At 49.6% G+C, this 15741-nt stretch carries 19 protein-coding genes; 7 read left to right on the top strand and 12 right to left on the bottom strand.

The genetic code is table 11. From position 1 onward, the window contains the following. Together DX909_RS29825 and DX909_RS29010 are read left to right on the top strand one after the other, a co-directional pair. Positions 1–180: hypothetical protein (locus DX909_RS29825; protein WP_206513079.1), on the top strand; the 180-nt coding region annotated here is incomplete at its 5' end. A gap of 312 nt (positions 181–492) precedes the next feature. Next, positions 493–1761, top strand: coding sequence for a hypothetical protein (locus DX909_RS29010; RefSeq protein WP_128548792.1), 1269 nt, complete (start codon positions 493–495; stop codon positions 1759–1761). An 83-nt stretch (positions 1762–1844) separates the two neighbouring features. Here DX909_RS29010 and DX909_RS29015 read toward each other — a convergent pair whose 3' ends face one another. From DX909_RS29015 to DX909_RS29065, 11 genes are all read right to left on the bottom strand, one after another. Beyond that, positions 1845–2216 (bottom strand): hypothetical protein, encoded by a 372-nt coding sequence (locus tag DX909_RS29015; RefSeq protein WP_128548794.1) that lies wholly within the window; start codon positions 2214–2216, stop codon positions 1845–1847. Positions 2217–2218: 2 nt separating this feature from the next. Further along, positions 2219–2488, bottom strand: coding sequence for a hypothetical protein (locus tag DX909_RS29020; protein WP_128548795.1), 270 nt, complete (start codon positions 2486–2488; stop codon positions 2219–2221). Then, positions 2485–2775, bottom strand: coding sequence for a hypothetical protein (locus DX909_RS29025; protein WP_128548796.1), 291 nt, complete (start codon positions 2773–2775; stop codon positions 2485–2487). Before DX909_RS29025 ends, DX909_RS29020 begins: the two co-directional genes overlap by 4 nt. Further along, on the bottom strand, positions 2772–3062 hold the full coding sequence (locus DX909_RS29030; RefSeq protein WP_128548798.1) for a hypothetical protein: 291 nt from the start codon (positions 3060–3062) through the stop codon (positions 2772–2774). The genes DX909_RS29025 and DX909_RS29030 overlap by 4 nt, the downstream gene beginning before the upstream one ends. 42 nt (positions 3063–3104) lie before the next feature. Continuing rightward, positions 3105–3452, bottom strand: coding sequence for a hypothetical protein (locus tag DX909_RS29035; protein ID WP_128548800.1), 348 nt, complete (start codon positions 3450–3452; stop codon positions 3105–3107). Positions 3453–3464: 12 nt separating this feature from the next. Beyond that, positions 3465–4940, bottom strand: coding sequence for a DUF6965 family protein (locus DX909_RS29040; RefSeq protein ID WP_128548802.1), 1476 nt, complete (start codon positions 4938–4940; stop codon positions 3465–3467). Between the two features lie 117 nt (positions 4941–5057). Then, a complete protein-coding gene (locus tag DX909_RS29045; protein ID WP_128548803.1) occupies positions 5058–6506 on the bottom strand; it encodes an AAA family ATPase in 1449 nt (482 codons plus the stop codon). 102 nt (positions 6507–6608) lie between these two features. After that, complete coding sequence (locus DX909_RS29050; RefSeq protein ID WP_128548804.1) at positions 6609–7058, bottom strand: helix-turn-helix domain-containing protein; 450 nt, start codon at positions 7056–7058, stop codon at positions 6609–6611. A gap of 173 nt (positions 7059–7231) precedes the next feature. Beyond that, positions 7232–8482 carry a site-specific integrase gene (locus DX909_RS29055; RefSeq protein WP_128548805.1) on the bottom strand — a complete coding sequence of 417 codons (1251 nt, stop codon included), beginning with the start codon at positions 8480–8482 and terminating at the stop codon, positions 7232–7234. A gap of 425 nt (positions 8483–8907) precedes the next feature. Further along, positions 8908–9990: a fatty acid desaturase family protein gene (locus DX909_RS29060; protein ID WP_229311239.1), complete on the bottom strand. Its 1083-nt coding sequence runs from the start codon at positions 9988–9990 to the stop codon at positions 8908–8910. Positions 9991–9993: 3 nt separating this feature from the next. Further along, positions 9994–10320: a winged helix-turn-helix transcriptional regulator gene (locus tag DX909_RS29065; RefSeq protein ID WP_128548807.1), complete on the bottom strand. Its 327-nt coding sequence runs from the start codon at positions 10318–10320 to the stop codon at positions 9994–9996. Between the two features lie 531 nt (positions 10321–10851). On the opposite strand from DX909_RS29065, the gene DX909_RS29070 reads away from it, so the two are divergent. The 3 genes from DX909_RS29070 (at position 10852) to DX909_RS29085 (ending at position 12431) form a co-directional block, all read left to right on the top strand. Then, positions 10852–11238 (top strand): hypothetical protein, encoded by a 387-nt coding sequence (locus DX909_RS29070; protein WP_128548809.1) that lies wholly within the window; start codon positions 10852–10854, stop codon positions 11236–11238. Between the two features lie 6 nt (positions 11239–11244). Next, complete coding sequence (locus DX909_RS29075; RefSeq protein WP_128548810.1) at positions 11245–11538, top strand: DUF6881 domain-containing protein; 294 nt, start codon at positions 11245–11247, stop codon at positions 11536–11538. Positions 11539–12176: 638 nt separating this feature from the next. Next, positions 12177–12431 (top strand): hypothetical protein, encoded by a 255-nt coding sequence (locus DX909_RS29085; protein WP_128548812.1) that lies wholly within the window; start codon positions 12177–12179, stop codon positions 12429–12431. Positions 12432–12955: 524 nt separating this feature from the next. On the opposite strand, the gene DX909_RS29090 is transcribed toward DX909_RS29085, so the two are convergent. Beyond that, complete coding sequence (locus DX909_RS29090; protein ID WP_128548814.1) at positions 12956–13657, bottom strand: carbonic anhydrase; 702 nt, start codon at positions 13655–13657, stop codon at positions 12956–12958. A gap of 681 nt (positions 13658–14338) precedes the next feature. On the opposite strand from DX909_RS29090, the gene DX909_RS29095 reads away from it, so the two are divergent. Then, positions 14339–14653 (top strand): hypothetical protein, encoded by a 315-nt coding sequence (locus DX909_RS29095; protein WP_128548815.1) that lies wholly within the window; start codon positions 14339–14341, stop codon positions 14651–14653. Positions 14654–14692: 39 nt separating this feature from the next. Next, positions 14693–14971 carry a hypothetical protein gene (locus tag DX909_RS29100; RefSeq protein WP_128548817.1) on the top strand — a complete coding sequence of 93 codons (279 nt, stop codon included), beginning with the start codon at positions 14693–14695 and terminating at the stop codon, positions 14969–14971. Positions 14972–15741 lie beyond the last annotated feature (770 nt).

Here is a 15741-nt window from a genome sequence, read left to right on the forward strand (position 1 = left end):
AGAGCCATTCCCATTCTTACGAGCCACTACAAATCAGTGGAAATGAAGATAGACAAACAATTCCGGTTGGAGGAAAAACGGTTTATTAACCGGCAAGCAGGTTTGTTAGGCGAGCAATCTATGTTCTCCAAAGCGAAGGCTAAAGAAAGGAGCCGGACCTATGACCCGGCCCTTTGCTAAAACCCCACCGTAAAAACGGAGCATGTTATTTATCAGTCATGCTACTTTCCTTGGCTAATCGAAGTTCAATAAACCCCTGTACTACTGCCTTAACATCAATTAGGGTATAAAGGAAGAGACGTTTTTATATGCCTCACTCTTTCGTTATAGAAGCGTCGAATAGTGTAAGGTAAAAGGCCGAGGTTAGATAATACCAAATCGCCCGGATTGAGTGCTTTGTCCATAGTCGCCTATTTGGACTCCCCATTTTTGGGGATTGATTCAAGTGGTTTGGAGCTTTATGTTTAGGATCATACAAAACATTCACCTCACATGGAAACCAACCACTTTGAAACAGATCGGATCCAACAATTCAATGAATTCAATATAATTCCTGCCATCAGAAGGCGCCTAAACCAACAGTACCTTCAAAGAAGGGTTGAGCGATGTAAGTATTCCTATTCCATTAGTGGAGACCTTTCTTGGAAAGAAGTTTCACCCACTTTATTGTCAGGAGATGACACTACGGTATGCATCCCAAGACGGACTTTTCTAACATCGATGACAGTTAGTGGCTTTCTGTTTCCGTTGTTAAAAGCTTGCAAAAATGATGGAACTAAATATCCAAGCCTAAAAGCATTCATTCCAGGCGAGCCAGATGCTCCCAATCCCCCCTGGATCGGCCCTATAAATGCAACGAAAATCCTCTATGCAGAATTAAAAGATGTTCCTGTAACCGCAGAAACAAAAGTAACTGTTATGATAAGTCGTCACCGACCTTGGGACGGCCTTCAAGAGGTTCGAACGTTTGAAGTTCAACGACAGTCAGGTGATCCACAGGATTCTACCACTAGAACTTATTCTTTTATCCCGCCTTTTCCTGGTGATTTCAGAGACACCCAACTAGTTTTTTTTCAATGGTTTGTAGATATACAACAATCCGCTGATAATTGGCTGTTGTTAACAAACAGCCCCCGTCAATCCTTTCGAATCGGAGGATTTACCTCTGAACAAACTAATGAGGCATTGTTAGCCATTCAGGAAAGTATACTCCAACGATTTGATGGGCCTTCAGATCCGCTGATGATTCCAGCTGTACCCACCCACCTTGATCGGTGTTTACGTGGAATGGGTGTTGCTTACGTAAGGCCACAGGTGTCTGGCCCCATTGCTTTGATGGAACCCCAATTGCTATTTTATCTCAAACGAAATGACGGAACCTTCAGATTAGTAGGATGGGGTTACGGTCAGGATCACCATGGTTTAGATTCCCACCCAGCTGTTAGTCCAATTCCCTGGGAAGCGTGGTTTATCCATGAGGCCGGTTGGCATCCGGCAAATGGGGGCTTTCTTGTCACTCCCCCACCTGCTGACGAGGATGTTCCTCGCGGAAGGGCTGAAATGGAAGAGCCGCCACTTCCTGTTGGATTCAATGGAGTATGGCATCCCCGTATCTGGGACTTGCACATATTTCGGAGGGATGTGGGTATTCCGTTCATGGAAATTTTTGATCCTACCCTAACCAATATTACTGGTTGTGAAAATTGGGATCAGGATTGGTTTTTTCACACTCCGGATTTAGATGTGCAACCCAGAGGCTAAAAGATTTTTATACTTCTATTGTGGTAAGATACCACTTCAATAATTGCCAATTGATGCCAGAAAGTAAGCATTCTAGCATTAGGTTACAATAAAGGTTTTGACTCGACTACTTTGGACAATAGCAGATTAATAAATGCCGCACCAAAATATCTCTGCTGCAGTTCTTCCCGTAAGTCGATGACTTCCCGGTAGGTGCGGTCAGCATATCGGACCGTTTCGTTTTTATCCTGCCCGTGGTAGCAGAATGTTACCTCGATCTCCCGGACCGGATCGTCCGGCCATCGCTCTTCGGGATTCACCCGATCTTCTGGTGGATAGACGCAGGCCTCGAAGAGGAGGCAATACGGCTCCATGGTCTGCTTCTTTAGCTTCAGCAGAGGTTCGGTATTCCCCTGCATGAGATCGCTTAAGATAGCCCGTTTCTGGGCGCTGTTCAGGTTGATTGGTTTTCGCATTTTTACCGGTGGTTATGGGGGAGAATAAACAGGGTCATTTCCGTTTCCAGCCGCTCAAACTGCTCCAGGGTCATCTGCTGCTGAAGGGTTCGGCCGGCCGCCAGATGGAGCAAGGCGGCTACCTCGTCGGTCGGCTGCGGCTCGTGGTGGAGGGTGATCACCACGCCCGAGGCCTTCAGCGGCCGGGGCTGTAGATACCTCCTTAGGGTTTCTCTGTCCAGGCGGCCCTCCAGCAGCCGGGCCAGTAGGTGTAGTTTCTCGCTTCGTTTCATGATCGGCCGTCCGTTGTGTTTTCCTTGCCCAGAATGATCTCCCGCAGCTCCTCACCGGTTAGCTTTTCAAAGTCATAATGAGGGTAAGGCGTGTCGGTGTAGAGTCGCTGCTTTAGCTCCGGGGTGAAATCATTGTGCTCGTAGACAAACTGGTTCAACTCTTCATCCGACCAGTCGGCAAAGGCGGATCGGGTGGGGTGTTGCTTCTGCAGCTGACGGCGGGCTATCCCGTCGCCGTTTAGCAGCCGGGCCAGTAGCTCCCGGCGGTGGTTGGCATCGTTCTTCATGGTTCTTCGATCTTCTTTAAGGCTTTGTTGAGTAGTTCCTCCACCTCCTCATCGCTCAGGGTAGAGACATCAATCTTCGTTTCCCTCTGCTTGGCGACGACGTACTCCAACACCTTCAGGTAGGCTGATACCTGGTCTTCGGGCTTGAGGCGTTCCATGTTCTCCCGGAAGGTATCGAACATCTCTTCGGTCAGCTCGACCAGCCGCTGCTTGATGAGGGGTGTCTTTTTGTTGGGGGTGCCGGGCTTTCTGCCCCCGGTCTTTGGTTTTCCTTTCTTAAAGGCCATCGGATTCTATTTTTAGAATAAAATACAAGGGAAAAGGGCGCTCTAGTCGCAGAGGGTGCTACGGAGGATGGTTTGAAAGCCGGCCTCGTCCTGTGGCCAGATACGGCCCGAAAACAGGCAACGCCGGTGGATGGTGTCGACCTGATTGCCGGTCGGCGGGTGGGCAAAGGTCTTGCTGTACTCGAAGATGTCGACCGAGCGAAAGCCGGAGCGGTCCGAAGAGATCAGCACAAAGTGATCGACCTCGGCACTGCCCCGAAAAAAGACCACCTCACCGGACAGGGGAGTGCGTCGTTGCTCGAGGTGGTGAAAGCCCAGGGCTTCAGCCGCCGGACGGAATCCGTTAAAGGCTTCGGTGAGCAAGGGGTGCGTGGTTTGATGAGTGATCATGGGAATTGTGATTTAGACTTGTTGCAGCCGGAATACCTGGCCGGGGTTTGTGTTGAATCGTTGGGTGTACTCTTTGGCGTTTAGACTTTCGACCTTCCGGTATTGCTGGCCTTCTGCCGGCTCGTCCCATTCTTTCGGGTAGCCGTTGGGTTCCTTCTCCAGTATCCTCCTGACCAGTTGCAGGCGGTCGTAATAGGGCCGGAAGGCTTTGCGGCCGTTGTTGGCCCGTATAAAGCGCATGTGCGCGTCGACAAACTGTCCAAGGTCGGTAATCAGGCTATGACCATCAAGGTAAACTGGGCCGTTATGCAGGGGCCTTGCGGCAAAGAACTCTTCCAACCCGGTGACGTTCCAAATATCGCTCTTCAGCAGCGGCTTCTCCTCCACTAAGGGTTTTACTGAAATGATTTCAAGTCCAAGGGCTTCCTTCAGGTTTTCAAGGGCCTTCAGGTGGGTTTGTCGTTGACTCTGCTCGGGTTGAGGCTTAGGGGAGGGTGTTTTAACCTCATCTGTCCTTTGCTCGGGTTGAACTTGGGGACGGACCACCTTAACAGGTTCCGGCCGAAACCTGACTTCTAACGGACGCTCGTAGGATTCGGCGTAGATCGGCGCTGCAATGCCATAGCGAATGCCGTCACGGATGGTGTTTTGGGACTTGGCAAACATGGGCCATTTGCTGGCGATGGTTTCCAGTCCGTAGATGGCCGTCTCCTCATCCAGCCTACCGGCGCCGATGTAGCCCCCAGCGAGCCGGGCCGCCTTCAGCAGCAAGCTATGACGGTCCCCAGGTCCGGCCTTTTGCACAAGCCGGACCACCCAGCTTAGAATCTGGTTGTCATCCGTCTGCCTAGCAGTTCGAGTATAGATGGGTTTAGGCGGGGGAGGAGTGTAGGTCCCCGACATGACGGCCGGGCACTCATTTAGGTAGGGCTCGCCGTCGTAGGAGACAAACCGCAGGTGTGTCGGATTGCCGCCCTTGGTCGGGTCGAGGTGAATGCCGAACCGCTCGCCAAAGAGCTTCTGCAGGTAGCGGAAGTGAGCGGCCAGCGTGTCGGGGGTCTGCTGCTCCGGCAGCCGGATGACAAACCACAATCCTCCACGGACCGAGTAGGCGCAGAGCAGCAGGTAAGGCAATCGGCACAGGTGGTACTTCAGCCGGGCCATTTCGACACCTAAGTTATCTTTTACGTCGATATCGCCCATCAACAGCGGGTGCTGCCGGATGATCTTCTCGGCAAAGGTGGTGTCCCGCTTGCGGTGGTTCAAAAGCGCCACCGGAGAGATGGCCGGCAGCTGCTTCTTCATCTCATCCTGTTTCGCCGGGTCCACCTCCGCCCGGATGGCTTCGATGGTCGAGCGGTAGTACCGGGTGGTCACGATCCGCCGTAGCGTGGTCTGCTGGGCAGGCGCGTTGGCGAAGGTGTTGCGATGGTGGTCGAACTCGAAAAAGCTGATGGGCAGGTCCAGCAGAGGGGTGTTAGCCTCCATAGTTCTGGCAAGTGCTTTAAGTGAACTGAACTACTTTAAAGTACTTTGGACAGCCCCACTTTAAAGTGCTTTAATTACTTTAATCACCCCCCCCCTTATAGGGGGGTGTTAAAGCAGTTAAAGTAAAGTACTTTCGGCAGGGGTGGGATCAACCTGATCACCTTGCGGAGGTAGGTTGAGGTGGTAGATCTGGCCTTCCTTACGGATCATCCCGCAGTCCAGGTAATAGGTCAGAAACTCGATGGCCTTGTTGTCCCCGAAGGTGTACCCATAGTAGGCCGCTGCCTCTTTGATGCGAAACTTGGTAGCTGCGTGTTTGCCCGGTTCAACCTCTTGAAAAGCCTTCCTGACAATTTGTTGATGGATAGGTTGCTCCAGATTGGAAGGACCAAAGGACCTCGGTGCTTTTGGCTCCTCATTGCCTCCACTGGCTTTTTTGCCCGCTCCTTTTTGATCCGGCTCCCAATCCTCCACCAGCTCCGGTAGTCCGTAGTCGTTAACCCGGAAAGCGAACTCTTCAAAATCCCTATCCCGACAATATTCTGGCTTCACGATGGAAATGGATTTGTCCTTGGGATCGAGGGAGACGGACACGACCGTTTCAGATTTGTTTTGGATCTCGGTACCGAGAACCCCCCGAATCATATCGTTTCCCTTATTCTGGTGAATGATGACCATGAGATGAATATTCAGATCATATGTCCACCGAAGCAGGTCATCGACTCGGGCGGTTGATTCGGTGTTGTCGTTGATGTCCACGACCAAGTCCCGGATGCCGTCAATGACTACAAGACCGAGGTTAGGGGTGTTGTAGATCAGCCATTTGGCAAGTGCCAGACGTTGTTCGGTATTAAGCGAACGGAGGGAAAAAACGTGGAGGTTTTCCGGCATCTCTTGACCAGCCAATCGGCAGATCCGTTTGACTACCCGAAGAACATGGTAACGAGACTGCTCTAAGTCCAAATGTAATACCACCCTTTTCTCAACTGGGAATGATCCGACAAAGCGAAGGACCTTTCCACAACATAAAGCGGCAGCAACCGTTGCAGAGATAGAGAAGGTTTTGCGGGCCTTTGTCTTTCCGATCACGGCTGAAAAGTTACCCAAGGTCCCAAAGGCGCTGGTCTGGTCGTTGTGCTGAATACTAAGGCAGACCTGATCAGGTGGCAAGTTTTCGTCGGGCGATACCCGAAACGCTTTTCGGAGGGCTTCATAGTCGGTACCCTGGCCAGTTTTCTCTTTGCCGTTTTGTTCCCACGCCTCGCTAGTAAAATCGAAGTTGGGGATATTCCCTAAATCTTCGTCCGACATGCCGAAAATGGGCGGTTCCTGTGTATCGTTATGAAAGTCAGGCATAAATGCAAGATTTTTCGCGGGGTGGTCACGGTGGTCACGCACCACCCCGTTTTTATTGATGCAAGGGAATTGACGGAAGAAGAGGTAAAGAAAAGCTTCGGTATCGACTCCATGATCGGAGAGCATTTTGCTAATTGGGTGAGGCATGGCCGAAGTGTCCAGGGAGAGAGCCAGAAAGTAACCCTTACCTTCCACCCAGACATAAAACAAGTCAGTGAGTGGCTCCTAGGCAGTCTGAAGCCTCTAGACAGTTCCTCTACTTTCCTGAATGGTTTTTAGTAGGAAATATTAGTAGGAAATAAAGGATCAGGCTTATACCATTCTAGGCCTTCCTCTGCGCCCTTTCCCTAAATAGGAATCTACCTCGCAGGAAATGTCTAAGCCAGTATTCTTGCTTCCCTTCTTTATCCAATCCAGAAGGGATGATTCAGAAAAATAAAGCTTTCCACACTGTTTGCTAAAGGGGATTTTTCTGGCACTCACTAAATTATATATTGTGCTTGCTGCCTTGCCAGTTATCTCTTGAGCAAGTTCAATCCCACCAATCCTATCGCCGGAGGCAATAGTGCCACGAGGATTACCTTGCTGAGAAGCAATTTGGGTGAGTAGACTTTCCATCCGTGAAAGTCGCTCATCAAAATCCAAGAGTAATTTTTGATCCGGAAACATGATAGGTTGAAAGAAAATAGCAGAGCAAATAAACGGTCTGCAAGTCCGCCTTTTTGAGCCCGGCTTGTCTCCCATAGTTGTTTTCGGCTTCATGGAGGCATCAGTAGGTCGCCATATATAAATGAGTGGGCTTACCTGAAATTCATGCACCAGAAGTGGCGAACTCACCTTATGACAAGTGGTGTCTTCTGATTGTAAGTATAATAAAAATCTATGATAATTGATATAATATAGAAAAAATCTATATACGGTTTTACTAAATTAAATTACCTGAAATTTAATAACGCCTTGGCGTACTCTCGTTTCGTATCGTCCTCAAAGCTATCGAGATAGTTGTCGGTTGTTTTAAGGTCATTGTGCCCAAGGCTCTCAGAAATGAATTCAATAGGAGCCCCTGAACGCTTCATAATAGTGGCAAAGCTATGCCGGGCGTAATAGGTAGTCACCGGCTTCTCAATACCTAGCGAAGTGGCAATCCGCTTCATGTATTTATTTAGGTATTTATTCATGTATTGAATCAACTCTCTTTCCCGCTTTGGAGTTATTCCCGGAGAAAGGATTGGGAATACGTAGCTTTCAGGATCTTTCTCCCTGGTACCCCACTTCTCGATTATTTCTCTCGCTGGATCGATTAAAATGGCAACTATCGCCTTTTGTTTGCCCTTGGTGCTGCGGGCTGTTTTGGCCCTAATAAATACGATCCGGTCCTCGTCAATGTCTTTCCATTTCAACCGGCAAATATCTTTAAGGTTAATGCCATTGCACAGATAGGAAAACACCCAGAAGTCTCGGGCTTTGGCTTCCGGGCTACCGGGAAGGGCAGGGTAGTGGAATAGCTTCTCCACCTCGGCCAGTGATAAAGCCTTTTTGATGTTTCTCCCTCCTGGAATCTGGTACCGGTTCTTTCCAAAGGGGTATTGTTTGGGAGTTAAAACCCCTTGATCGATAGCCTGATTGATAATGGCCCTTAAAGCACGAAGGTAAATGCCGATTGTGGTTGCCGACCTGCCTTCCAGAATCATGTGCTTTTCGTAGCCCTTCAGAAAATCGACTGTGATTTCCGACAGCTTCAGGCGTTTGCGGTAGGAGGTCAGTGAGGAAAGAGCATTTCCGTATGACTCAGCTGTAGCCCGCCGACCCTCGGCATCCAAGTTCTTGATGTGGGTAGTAAACGCATGGGCAAGGTCATTGCGCAGGGCCGCCTGTCTGGCATCTTCCTTTTCACTTCGAAAGTATAGACCTTCAAAGCCATTGAATGAAAATGTCTCCATGGCCTTGATTACCCTTTCTGCTCGCTTTTCAAAATCGGTGATGCGTTCTCTGACCTCCCGAAGGTCACGCCGGGTTTTTGCTTTATCCTCCACGTCTTTCCAGGTAGTCTCGGTTAGATCCATACCGATGCTGTAGTATTTGCGAAGACGCTGGTAGGTGATCCGAAGCTTAAGGGGGTAGGAGCCATCGGCTTTTTCACGGCGGGTATCCAGGACAACAGAGGCAGTGGCGGAGGGTAGTTTCATTCAGGGTGTATCAAACTTTGCTACACAATTTGATACACGAATTTAGTAAATCCTCCTAAACAGTAGTAATAGACAAAGTAAACTTTGGGGTAGAAAGTCCTTATTTTTAGCTATTTGGTAAAATGTCAGTAAATAGAAGGAAAGGTTAGTAACAGATGTAATACTGACTTGTAATCAGTAGGTCGTTGGTTCGATCCCGACTGGGGGCTCTTTACCATCAAATATTAAGGCCATTCCTTTCAGGGATGGCCTTTGCTTTTGCATACGGATTGCCTTCGTTCGGTGAATTTCCTGAAGTCCGATCAAGCATTTTAAGTTTCACGAAGTGGGAAAATCTTCGACCGCGTCCCGAGTAAAGTCCGGTTTCCGGACTTCGGGAATAACCACCTGCCGCTTCCTGATTTCTCAGGAATCCTCTTGAACAGTCAGGCTTTCCTGCCCAGCTTTTTCAGCAGACGGTAGTGCGAGCCGAGGGCTGAAAATAAGCTTTTGTTTTCCAGATAAGGCAATCCGTGTTCCTGAGCCGTTTGCCGGACAATTACGGCCAGAGCCGGGTAATGAATATGGCAGACTTTTGGAAAGAGGTGGTGTTCGATCTGTCGATTCAGGCCTCCGCAAACGAAGGCGGCAATGGCACTGCGGGGGGCAAAGTTAGCCGTCGTACCCAGTTGATGAATGGCCCAGGCTTCCTGAATCGATCCCTCCTGGGAGGGGAGGGGAAAGGCCGTGCCCTCTACGACATGAGCCAGCTGAAAAACAAGCGCCAGCACCAGTCCTTCGGCCAGATGCATACCCAGGAACCCGACGACCAGCTGCCACCAGGTGATGTCCAGCACCAGATAAGGCAACAGGAGAAAAAAGAAATAATAGGCTATTTTGCTGAAGAACAGCGTAAAGTACTCCCGGCGCGGATGGTCGGTATTGGCGTGCTGCCCGATCTTCTTTTTGAAGAACTTCAAATAATCTTTGCGGAAAACCCAGGAAAGCGAAGATAGCGAATAGAGGGGAAAGCCGTACAGATGCTGATACCGCTGCCAGGGCCGGTGTTCCTCCTCCGGATTCAGCCGAATAAGCCCCGGAGCAATCTCGATGTCTTCATCATGACCAGGTATATTGGTATAGGTATGGTGGACGGTGTTATGGGTAATTTTCCAGACATAGGGACTGGCCCCCACCAGATAGAAAGTAGACCCTAACAGCTGGTTTACCCAATTCCTGGAAGAAAAAGCCCCATGCAGCGCATCGTGCGAGACATTGAAGCCGATAAAAGCCGCAAAGGCCCCCAGCAGCAGCGTCAGGGCCAGCATCGCCCAAAGGCTGAACAGACCGGACAGAATCAACCCGTATAGCAGGCCGTAACCGGTCAAAAAGAAAAGGGCCTTGGCCCACATGGGACCATTCGCGTGGGGCGAAAGGCCCTTCTGCTTAAAATAGGCATCGACCCGCTTACGCAGGGTCAGAAAGAAGGATGACTGTCCGGTATTTATGAATTTTAGTGGCATGAGAATCGCTTAGTTAAATAATCTTCCTACTTCCAGGAGTTGCCTGAGCGTGGGTAAGGCAAGCCGACCCCTTTTCGCGAGCGAGTAGTCCACCCGCAGAGGCACTTGAGCGTACATCTTACGCTGCATCACCCCCAGTTTCAACAGTGTTTTTAACTCACTGGTGAGCACCTTATGGCTGATTTGGGGCAAGAGGGCCCCCAATTCTGAATACCGCAGGGTTCTTTCGTCCAGACTCAGGATAATATACAGTCTCCATTTACTGCCGATCACCGCGAGCGCTTTCCGGATGAGCTGCTCATCGGGAACCTGAAAATCCTCATTAGAGATCGGCATGATAGGGAGTGGATGAATGAACCAACTTCATTGAATTCGCCAGAAAAACAATCGCCATCTGGCGCCGGCTTTGCAGATTATCAGTTTTTTCTAAACCTGACTTACCTTAAAGGATGGGCTGGTTCCTGCAAAAGGAAAGACGTAAAGGGGTTACCAAAGAGAAGGTTTTAAGGGAGAAGAAAAGCAGGAAGGAAAGTTCCTATCCGATTGGTACCCTACTTACTACATAGAAACTGCTAAACTTGTTCAGAAAAAATAAATAAATGTTTATATTTTTATTAAAAACGCTCCATCTGACCTCCTGAGCGGTTTGTAGGTCTGGAAGCCGGTTTTTTGGTTGAACAATCCTGAATGGCGGACCAGCCCCTTCTGCAGGGGCTGAACTAATCACTCCCCAGCGTGTTATCATACTACAGCTTCCATCACCTCCGGGGTTGAGAACTGCAACTGTTCTGCTAAGTAAGCCCTGGCTCGGGCCACCACCTGCTCTTCCGCATAATTCCTTCGCCATTTTCACATTTTCATTAAACCATGCAAGTTCTCATCAATACGGTCAATATCCCTTTTCAGGTTGGAGAGGATGTATTTGTCCACCGCGCTCTCACGTACTGGAGCAACGACACGCTACAAACGGTGCCTTACTTCTCTGGAAAAATCAAATCCATTGAATTATGCATCGATCCTCAATCCCGGTTTATCCGCAAAACCGGCGAGCAGTCCACGCTGCTTGTCGATTTGATTAAATACGAGATTCAGCCTCATAGCCATTTCAATCCCTTCGGCCCGGTGCAGATTCTGGATAAGGTTCAAACCAGCACCAGTGTCTTTCCGACCGAACATGCTCTGCTGAGCGCTACTGGACAGGAACCTTCTGTTTACCTTAGCCTGGCATCGCCACATCCCGTCACCTCACTCTAACCTCGTATGACCTATAGCTATTACACCTTACAGGACTGGAACGGCAATAATGCGTTATGGCCAGGCAGGGTCTATATTGAACGCAATGACGAAGGGTTTGAGACCCGGAAACTCATCGTTCACTCGCAGGGTACGGTAAGCTTCGCTTCTGAAGGAATGCAACAGGGAGACTGCTTTCTTCAACCGAAAGAATACACCGCCCCTGACCCACTCATGCAGGAGGAAAAACCCCTTATCACTCTCATTAGTCAGACCGAATTTGAGGATACCTGGCAGACCTTTGTCCTTCAAGTTCCCTGAGCACTAAAGGAAATGATCATGTATAAAAGCACAAAAGATTTGCTGAGAGAGCGCCTGGCGCATTCCCTGCAGAGGATAAACAAGGACAAAAAACCTTACTTCGTACGGGGAAAGCCTTCTACCATCCTTTACCTGACGCAGAATCAAGCGGGTTCCAGAAAAGACTTAATACCCGGATTTATAGAGGGTCCCAAGGAGTAAGAAGCAAAACACGGTTAAACCCATCCCCTGATGAAGGCTAGTCTGAAAATCAAACTTCTGAGAAAGATGAGCATAGACTACCAACAATTATCGGATATCGAGTTACTACGTACTTATATCTGTCAGGAGCTGCTCAGCTACCGAAGAGAGGTAAAACAATACCGATACGCTCTAGCGGACCGGGCACATTACAAACACATCGCCATGACCCCTCACCCCCAGGAACCCTTTGTCAATCAAATCGTAACTCAAGCGATCAACGAGTTGCTTCGGTGCGAAAGGACTTCATTAGCCAGGCTCACTTTTCTGCTGTTTATGTTACACTTGGACATGGAAGAAACGATGGCTAATGCGGATACTACGGCGTTGAATGCGCTTAGATTTGATCCCGGAAGGCACTTGAATTAACAAAAACTAACAAGTAACGAACCCACAATATGTTTACGAACACGGCATATCCAGACAATACTGGCCCCTTCGACTTTCCCTGCAAGGCAAACCAGAAAACAGAGTGGGTCCGGAATCCCGCCAACTCTACCCACGTAGAGACGGGTGACGTCCAAAAGGGTGAAATCATCTGGTTCCACGTAGAACCTTTCGGCAGCGGCCCCACCTGGCAGCCCGCCCGCCTGGCGGACAATACACTTGGTTTTGTGCACCCCTATCATTTCGACAAGGCTCTAGACGCCTAAGTGCCTGGTTGTATGTCATGAGGACATCGAAGCGGCCTGTGACTATGTCAATCACCTGAAAGCGTCGGGTTTTGCCTTGACCCGGGTGCATTTCAAAGACGAGGGATTTTATTTGGACCTGCCCTTGGAAATCTTCGACGGTCAGTCGTTCAGGGCACCTATGGCCCAACTGCAAAGCCACTGGCGGCTCCTTATCGGGTATTTTTTAGCATTCAATTCAGATAAAAGCGGGAAAAAACAAAGCCCGGATCAATACGACCGGGCTCGTCTGGTTTCATTGCAGCGTTTACCTTTTGACTATATTTTCGTCAAGTGATCACCCCAAATCATATACCGTATTCTAGGCAGCCGGCCCGGGCGGGTTCTCGCTTCCCTTAGAAGGGAAATAAACGATCCTGCCGACTGCTCGCCCGGCCGAGTTCACCATCTGGACAACGGCAGAGAGATACGCCCCGAAGTGCCGCAACGGCCGATGGGTTGGACCCCTTTCCGACCGGGACCTGAAATGGCCCGGACCCATTAAATTAACGGGTGGCGTCGTAGCCTTTCAGGGTTCGGATATCCTTGCTGGGTGCGGAAGAAAGAAGTTCTTCCGACTGCAATTGATGATAAAGCTGAGCGAAGGTCTCGTTCCCAATTTCCAGTTCGACCATCGGTTTGATAAATCCGGTCCTGATATTGAACACCCAGCCATGCAGATTAATGATCTGGCCGCGTTGCCAGGCTTCCCGGATGATGGTAGTGCGAATCAGATTATACACCTGCTCCTGCACATTCAGTTCTACCAACCGATCCAGCCTTTTCGGCGGATCGCTCAATTGATCCAGTTCCAGGGCATATTTTTCCCGGATGTTCCTGATATTCCGGAGCCAATGGTCAATCAGCCCCAACGGCTGGCCGTCCATGGCGGCAGCAATACCTCCGCATTCATAATGGCCACAGACGATAATATCCTGGACCTTTAAGATGTCAACGGCGTACTGGAGTACACTGAGCACATTCAAATCGGAGACAACTACCAGATTGGCAATATTCCGATGAACAAATAATTCTCCCGGTAGGGTACCTAACAGTTCATTGGAGTCCACCCGGCTGTCGGAGCAGCCGATCCAGAGTGTGGTGGGCCGCTGGCCTTTGGAAAGCGCGGCGAAATAGCCTTTATTCTCTTCCAGTTTTTCTTCGACCCAGGCTTTATTCCTCAGTAGAAACTTATCGTAAGCATGCATAGGGAAAACGTTTTATGATGAGCTATTCAGCGGACCACCGGGCCTCCCGAAATCAGGCCTTCCCGGGTGATATTCTGCTCGAATAAGGGTAAGCGAAAGAGTCGGATGGAGCAGGCTAAGTTGATCCCTGAGAATCATCGGCCGAAAGATTTCACCCTTGATAATTCTCAGAAGGATGATCTGAGAAGCTTTAAGAAACGCCGGAAAGCCATTGTTTCGAGTAGATGCCATTGCATTTAGGGATAAGTAGAAAGGTACACTAAAAGTAATTCCAGAAGGCAGTGCCGACCGGATGGCCTGCGGTTGAGGGCTCCCTATACCCATTTGGTCAGGTGAGATCTGGTGAACGTTCGGCGCAGGTACCTGAAAGGGACTGAACCTGTTGAACGTGAGGTAGGCTATTGATTAACAACAGGATCACCGATAAGTTACCTGAAAGAAGGATATATTTTCCTGGCCGGGACCAGTGGCGTGGAGCTGACCGGTTTGGAAAGCGACCTTTTGGGTGAAACAATCCTTCGGGAATCTCGTTATACCTTTACATTTTCTCCGAATGGAGACCGGATCAGGTTCCCTCTGCAGAACTAATTAAATCGTACCGGCGTCTCCAACCGTCTGCTGTTCATTCCCACTGGTTGATTCTTCCACGGCATCTGTAGTCACCCTCTTTCTTCTAAGCTCATGAATATTAAAGTGCGTTTTTTCGTTTATGACGATTCGAATCGTCAGACCTCACACCGTCTGCAGGCCGATGTGCTGGCTTCCTCCCTGGAAGGATTTGGTTACGGTGAGACCCTGATCCTGCAGGAACGGATGGAAGGTAGTCCGGTGGAAACCTATGTGGTCGCCGGCCAACCAATTCGTCAATGGGACTCGTATGTCAACCTGGATCCCCGTCAGACCGTTGACATCTATTTAGCTCTCCAGAAACAGTGGCCGGAGTTTAAACCTATTCGATCCAGTAGGGAACACACCTTTTCCCGACCGCCCCAATAAGTGGAATACATGATTAAACCTTTGAACGATCGAATCTGTATGAAAGCGCTTTTAGAATGGGCCGTCAGTGAATTGATGAACACTCAATTGCTTCGGAACAATCAAATATTGATCGGAATGGATCATGTAGGGCTTCATTCGGTAGACTTGTTGTTGGCCGACCAAGATCGACCTGATGGGGGAGCCGTAGAGCTGCTGCAGGTACAGGTTCATCCCACAGCCGGCCCTGCCGATGAAAGCTTATCGCCAGTCACCTGCCGGGTATATACGCTGATGGAATCGGCGCATGGGGCATGTAAAGCCGAAAGTTCGCGATAGCGTGCGGTCCTTTTCCAGCACGCAGGAAGTCATTCTTTGGCTTCGGACCCCAGCCTCTACCTCAGTAATTACCAAAATCCGATAACGAATTGACTCAAATATGGCTAATCAACAAAAATCCAGCAAGAAAATAGCTACGAAAGCGGCCAAGACGGCCGGGGTACCGAAAGTTCCCCGGTATATGGATCGTGAAGCGTCCGTCTCACCCGATGCCTCAAAGGCTCCACCAAAGGGCAACTAAAGCCTAATGTGCCAAACGACATGATTTTTCCGCTTTCGGCCGCGGCCGACTAAACGGTTTCCCGTACTGCGATGACCATTTGTTTTCCTTATTTATTTACCCAGGAGGCCGACCAGTTTGTTTGCCGCGTTCCCCTCCGTTATCGGGAGGGGCCCGTGCTGAAAGAAGGTGTACGTATGAGTGGAACCGAGGTTGCGGGCATCGATCTAACCCAATGGGTAGGAAAAAGTCTGAACGTTACCATTAAAGATGGAATTCACCTCATCACCGGCGTAGCCGACGAACCAAAATAGGAGGAATTTTTTGCTGCCTCGGATCACCGACCCTGTCCTGCTAGCCGGGAACCAGTCACGAGGAGAGCAGGACGGGTTTAGGTTTGCCATTCTTTGCCATAATCCCACTTTTAAAAGTGTAAATCTGAAATCCTTCCCCCTGCGTATATAGGTCTGAATCACAGGGAATCAGAATGCGGGGAGTGTTTGTCATCATAGAATTCAGTTGTAAGCTTCCCTAAAATGTGATCGGTTGG

Origin of the sequence: Larkinella soli (assembly GCF_003703975.1) — a bacterium.
In the GTDB taxonomy this organism is placed as follows: domain Bacteria; phylum Bacteroidota; class Bacteroidia; order Cytophagales; family Spirosomataceae; genus Larkinella; species Larkinella soli.

Excerpts from the sequence above, each read along its gene's own strand:
- DX909_RS29010 (WP_128548792.1), top strand. The coding sequence starts at position 493 with ATGGAAACCAACCACTTTGAAACAGATCGGATCCAACAATTCAATGAA.
- DX909_RS29015 (WP_128548794.1), bottom strand. The coding sequence starts at position 2,216 with ATGCGAAAACCAATCAACCTGAACAGCGCCCAGAAACGGGCTATCTTA.
- DX909_RS29020 (WP_128548795.1), bottom strand. The coding sequence starts at position 2,488 with ATGAAACGAAGCGAGAAACTACACCTACTGGCCCGGCTGCTGGAGGGC.
- DX909_RS29025 (WP_128548796.1), bottom strand. The coding sequence starts at position 2,775 with ATGAAGAACGATGCCAACCACCGCCGGGAGCTACTGGCCCGGCTGCTA.
- DX909_RS29030 (WP_128548798.1), bottom strand. The coding sequence starts at position 3,062 with ATGGCCTTTAAGAAAGGAAAACCAAAGACCGGGGGCAGAAAGCCCGGC.
- DX909_RS29035 (WP_128548800.1), bottom strand. The coding sequence starts at position 3,452 with ATGATCACTCATCAAACCACGCACCCCTTGCTCACCGAAGCCTTTAAC.
- DX909_RS29040 (WP_128548802.1), bottom strand. The coding sequence starts at position 4,940 with ATGGAGGCTAACACCCCTCTGCTGGACCTGCCCATCAGCTTTTTCGAG.
- DX909_RS29050 (WP_128548804.1), bottom strand. The coding sequence starts at position 7,058 with ATGAAGCCGAAAACAACTATGGGAGACAAGCCGGGCTCAAAAAGGCGG.
- DX909_RS29055 (WP_128548805.1), bottom strand. The coding sequence starts at position 8,482 with ATGAAACTACCCTCCGCCACTGCCTCTGTTGTCCTGGATACCCGCCGT.
- DX909_RS29065 (WP_128548807.1), bottom strand. The coding sequence starts at position 10,320 with ATGCCGATCTCTAATGAGGATTTTCAGGTTCCCGATGAGCAGCTCATC.
- DX909_RS29070 (WP_128548809.1), top strand. The coding sequence starts at position 10,852 with ATGCAAGTTCTCATCAATACGGTCAATATCCCTTTTCAGGTTGGAGAG.
- DX909_RS29075 (WP_128548810.1), top strand. The coding sequence starts at position 11,245 with ATGACCTATAGCTATTACACCTTACAGGACTGGAACGGCAATAATGCG.
- DX909_RS29085 (WP_128548812.1), top strand. The coding sequence starts at position 12,177 with ATGTTTACGAACACGGCATATCCAGACAATACTGGCCCCTTCGACTTT.
- DX909_RS29090 (WP_128548814.1), bottom strand. The coding sequence starts at position 13,657 with ATGCATGCTTACGATAAGTTTCTACTGAGGAATAAAGCCTGGGTCGAA.
- DX909_RS29095 (WP_128548815.1), top strand. The coding sequence starts at position 14,339 with ATGAATATTAAAGTGCGTTTTTTCGTTTATGACGATTCGAATCGTCAG.
- DX909_RS29100 (WP_128548817.1), top strand. The coding sequence starts at position 14,693 with ATGAAAGCGCTTTTAGAATGGGCCGTCAGTGAATTGATGAACACTCAA.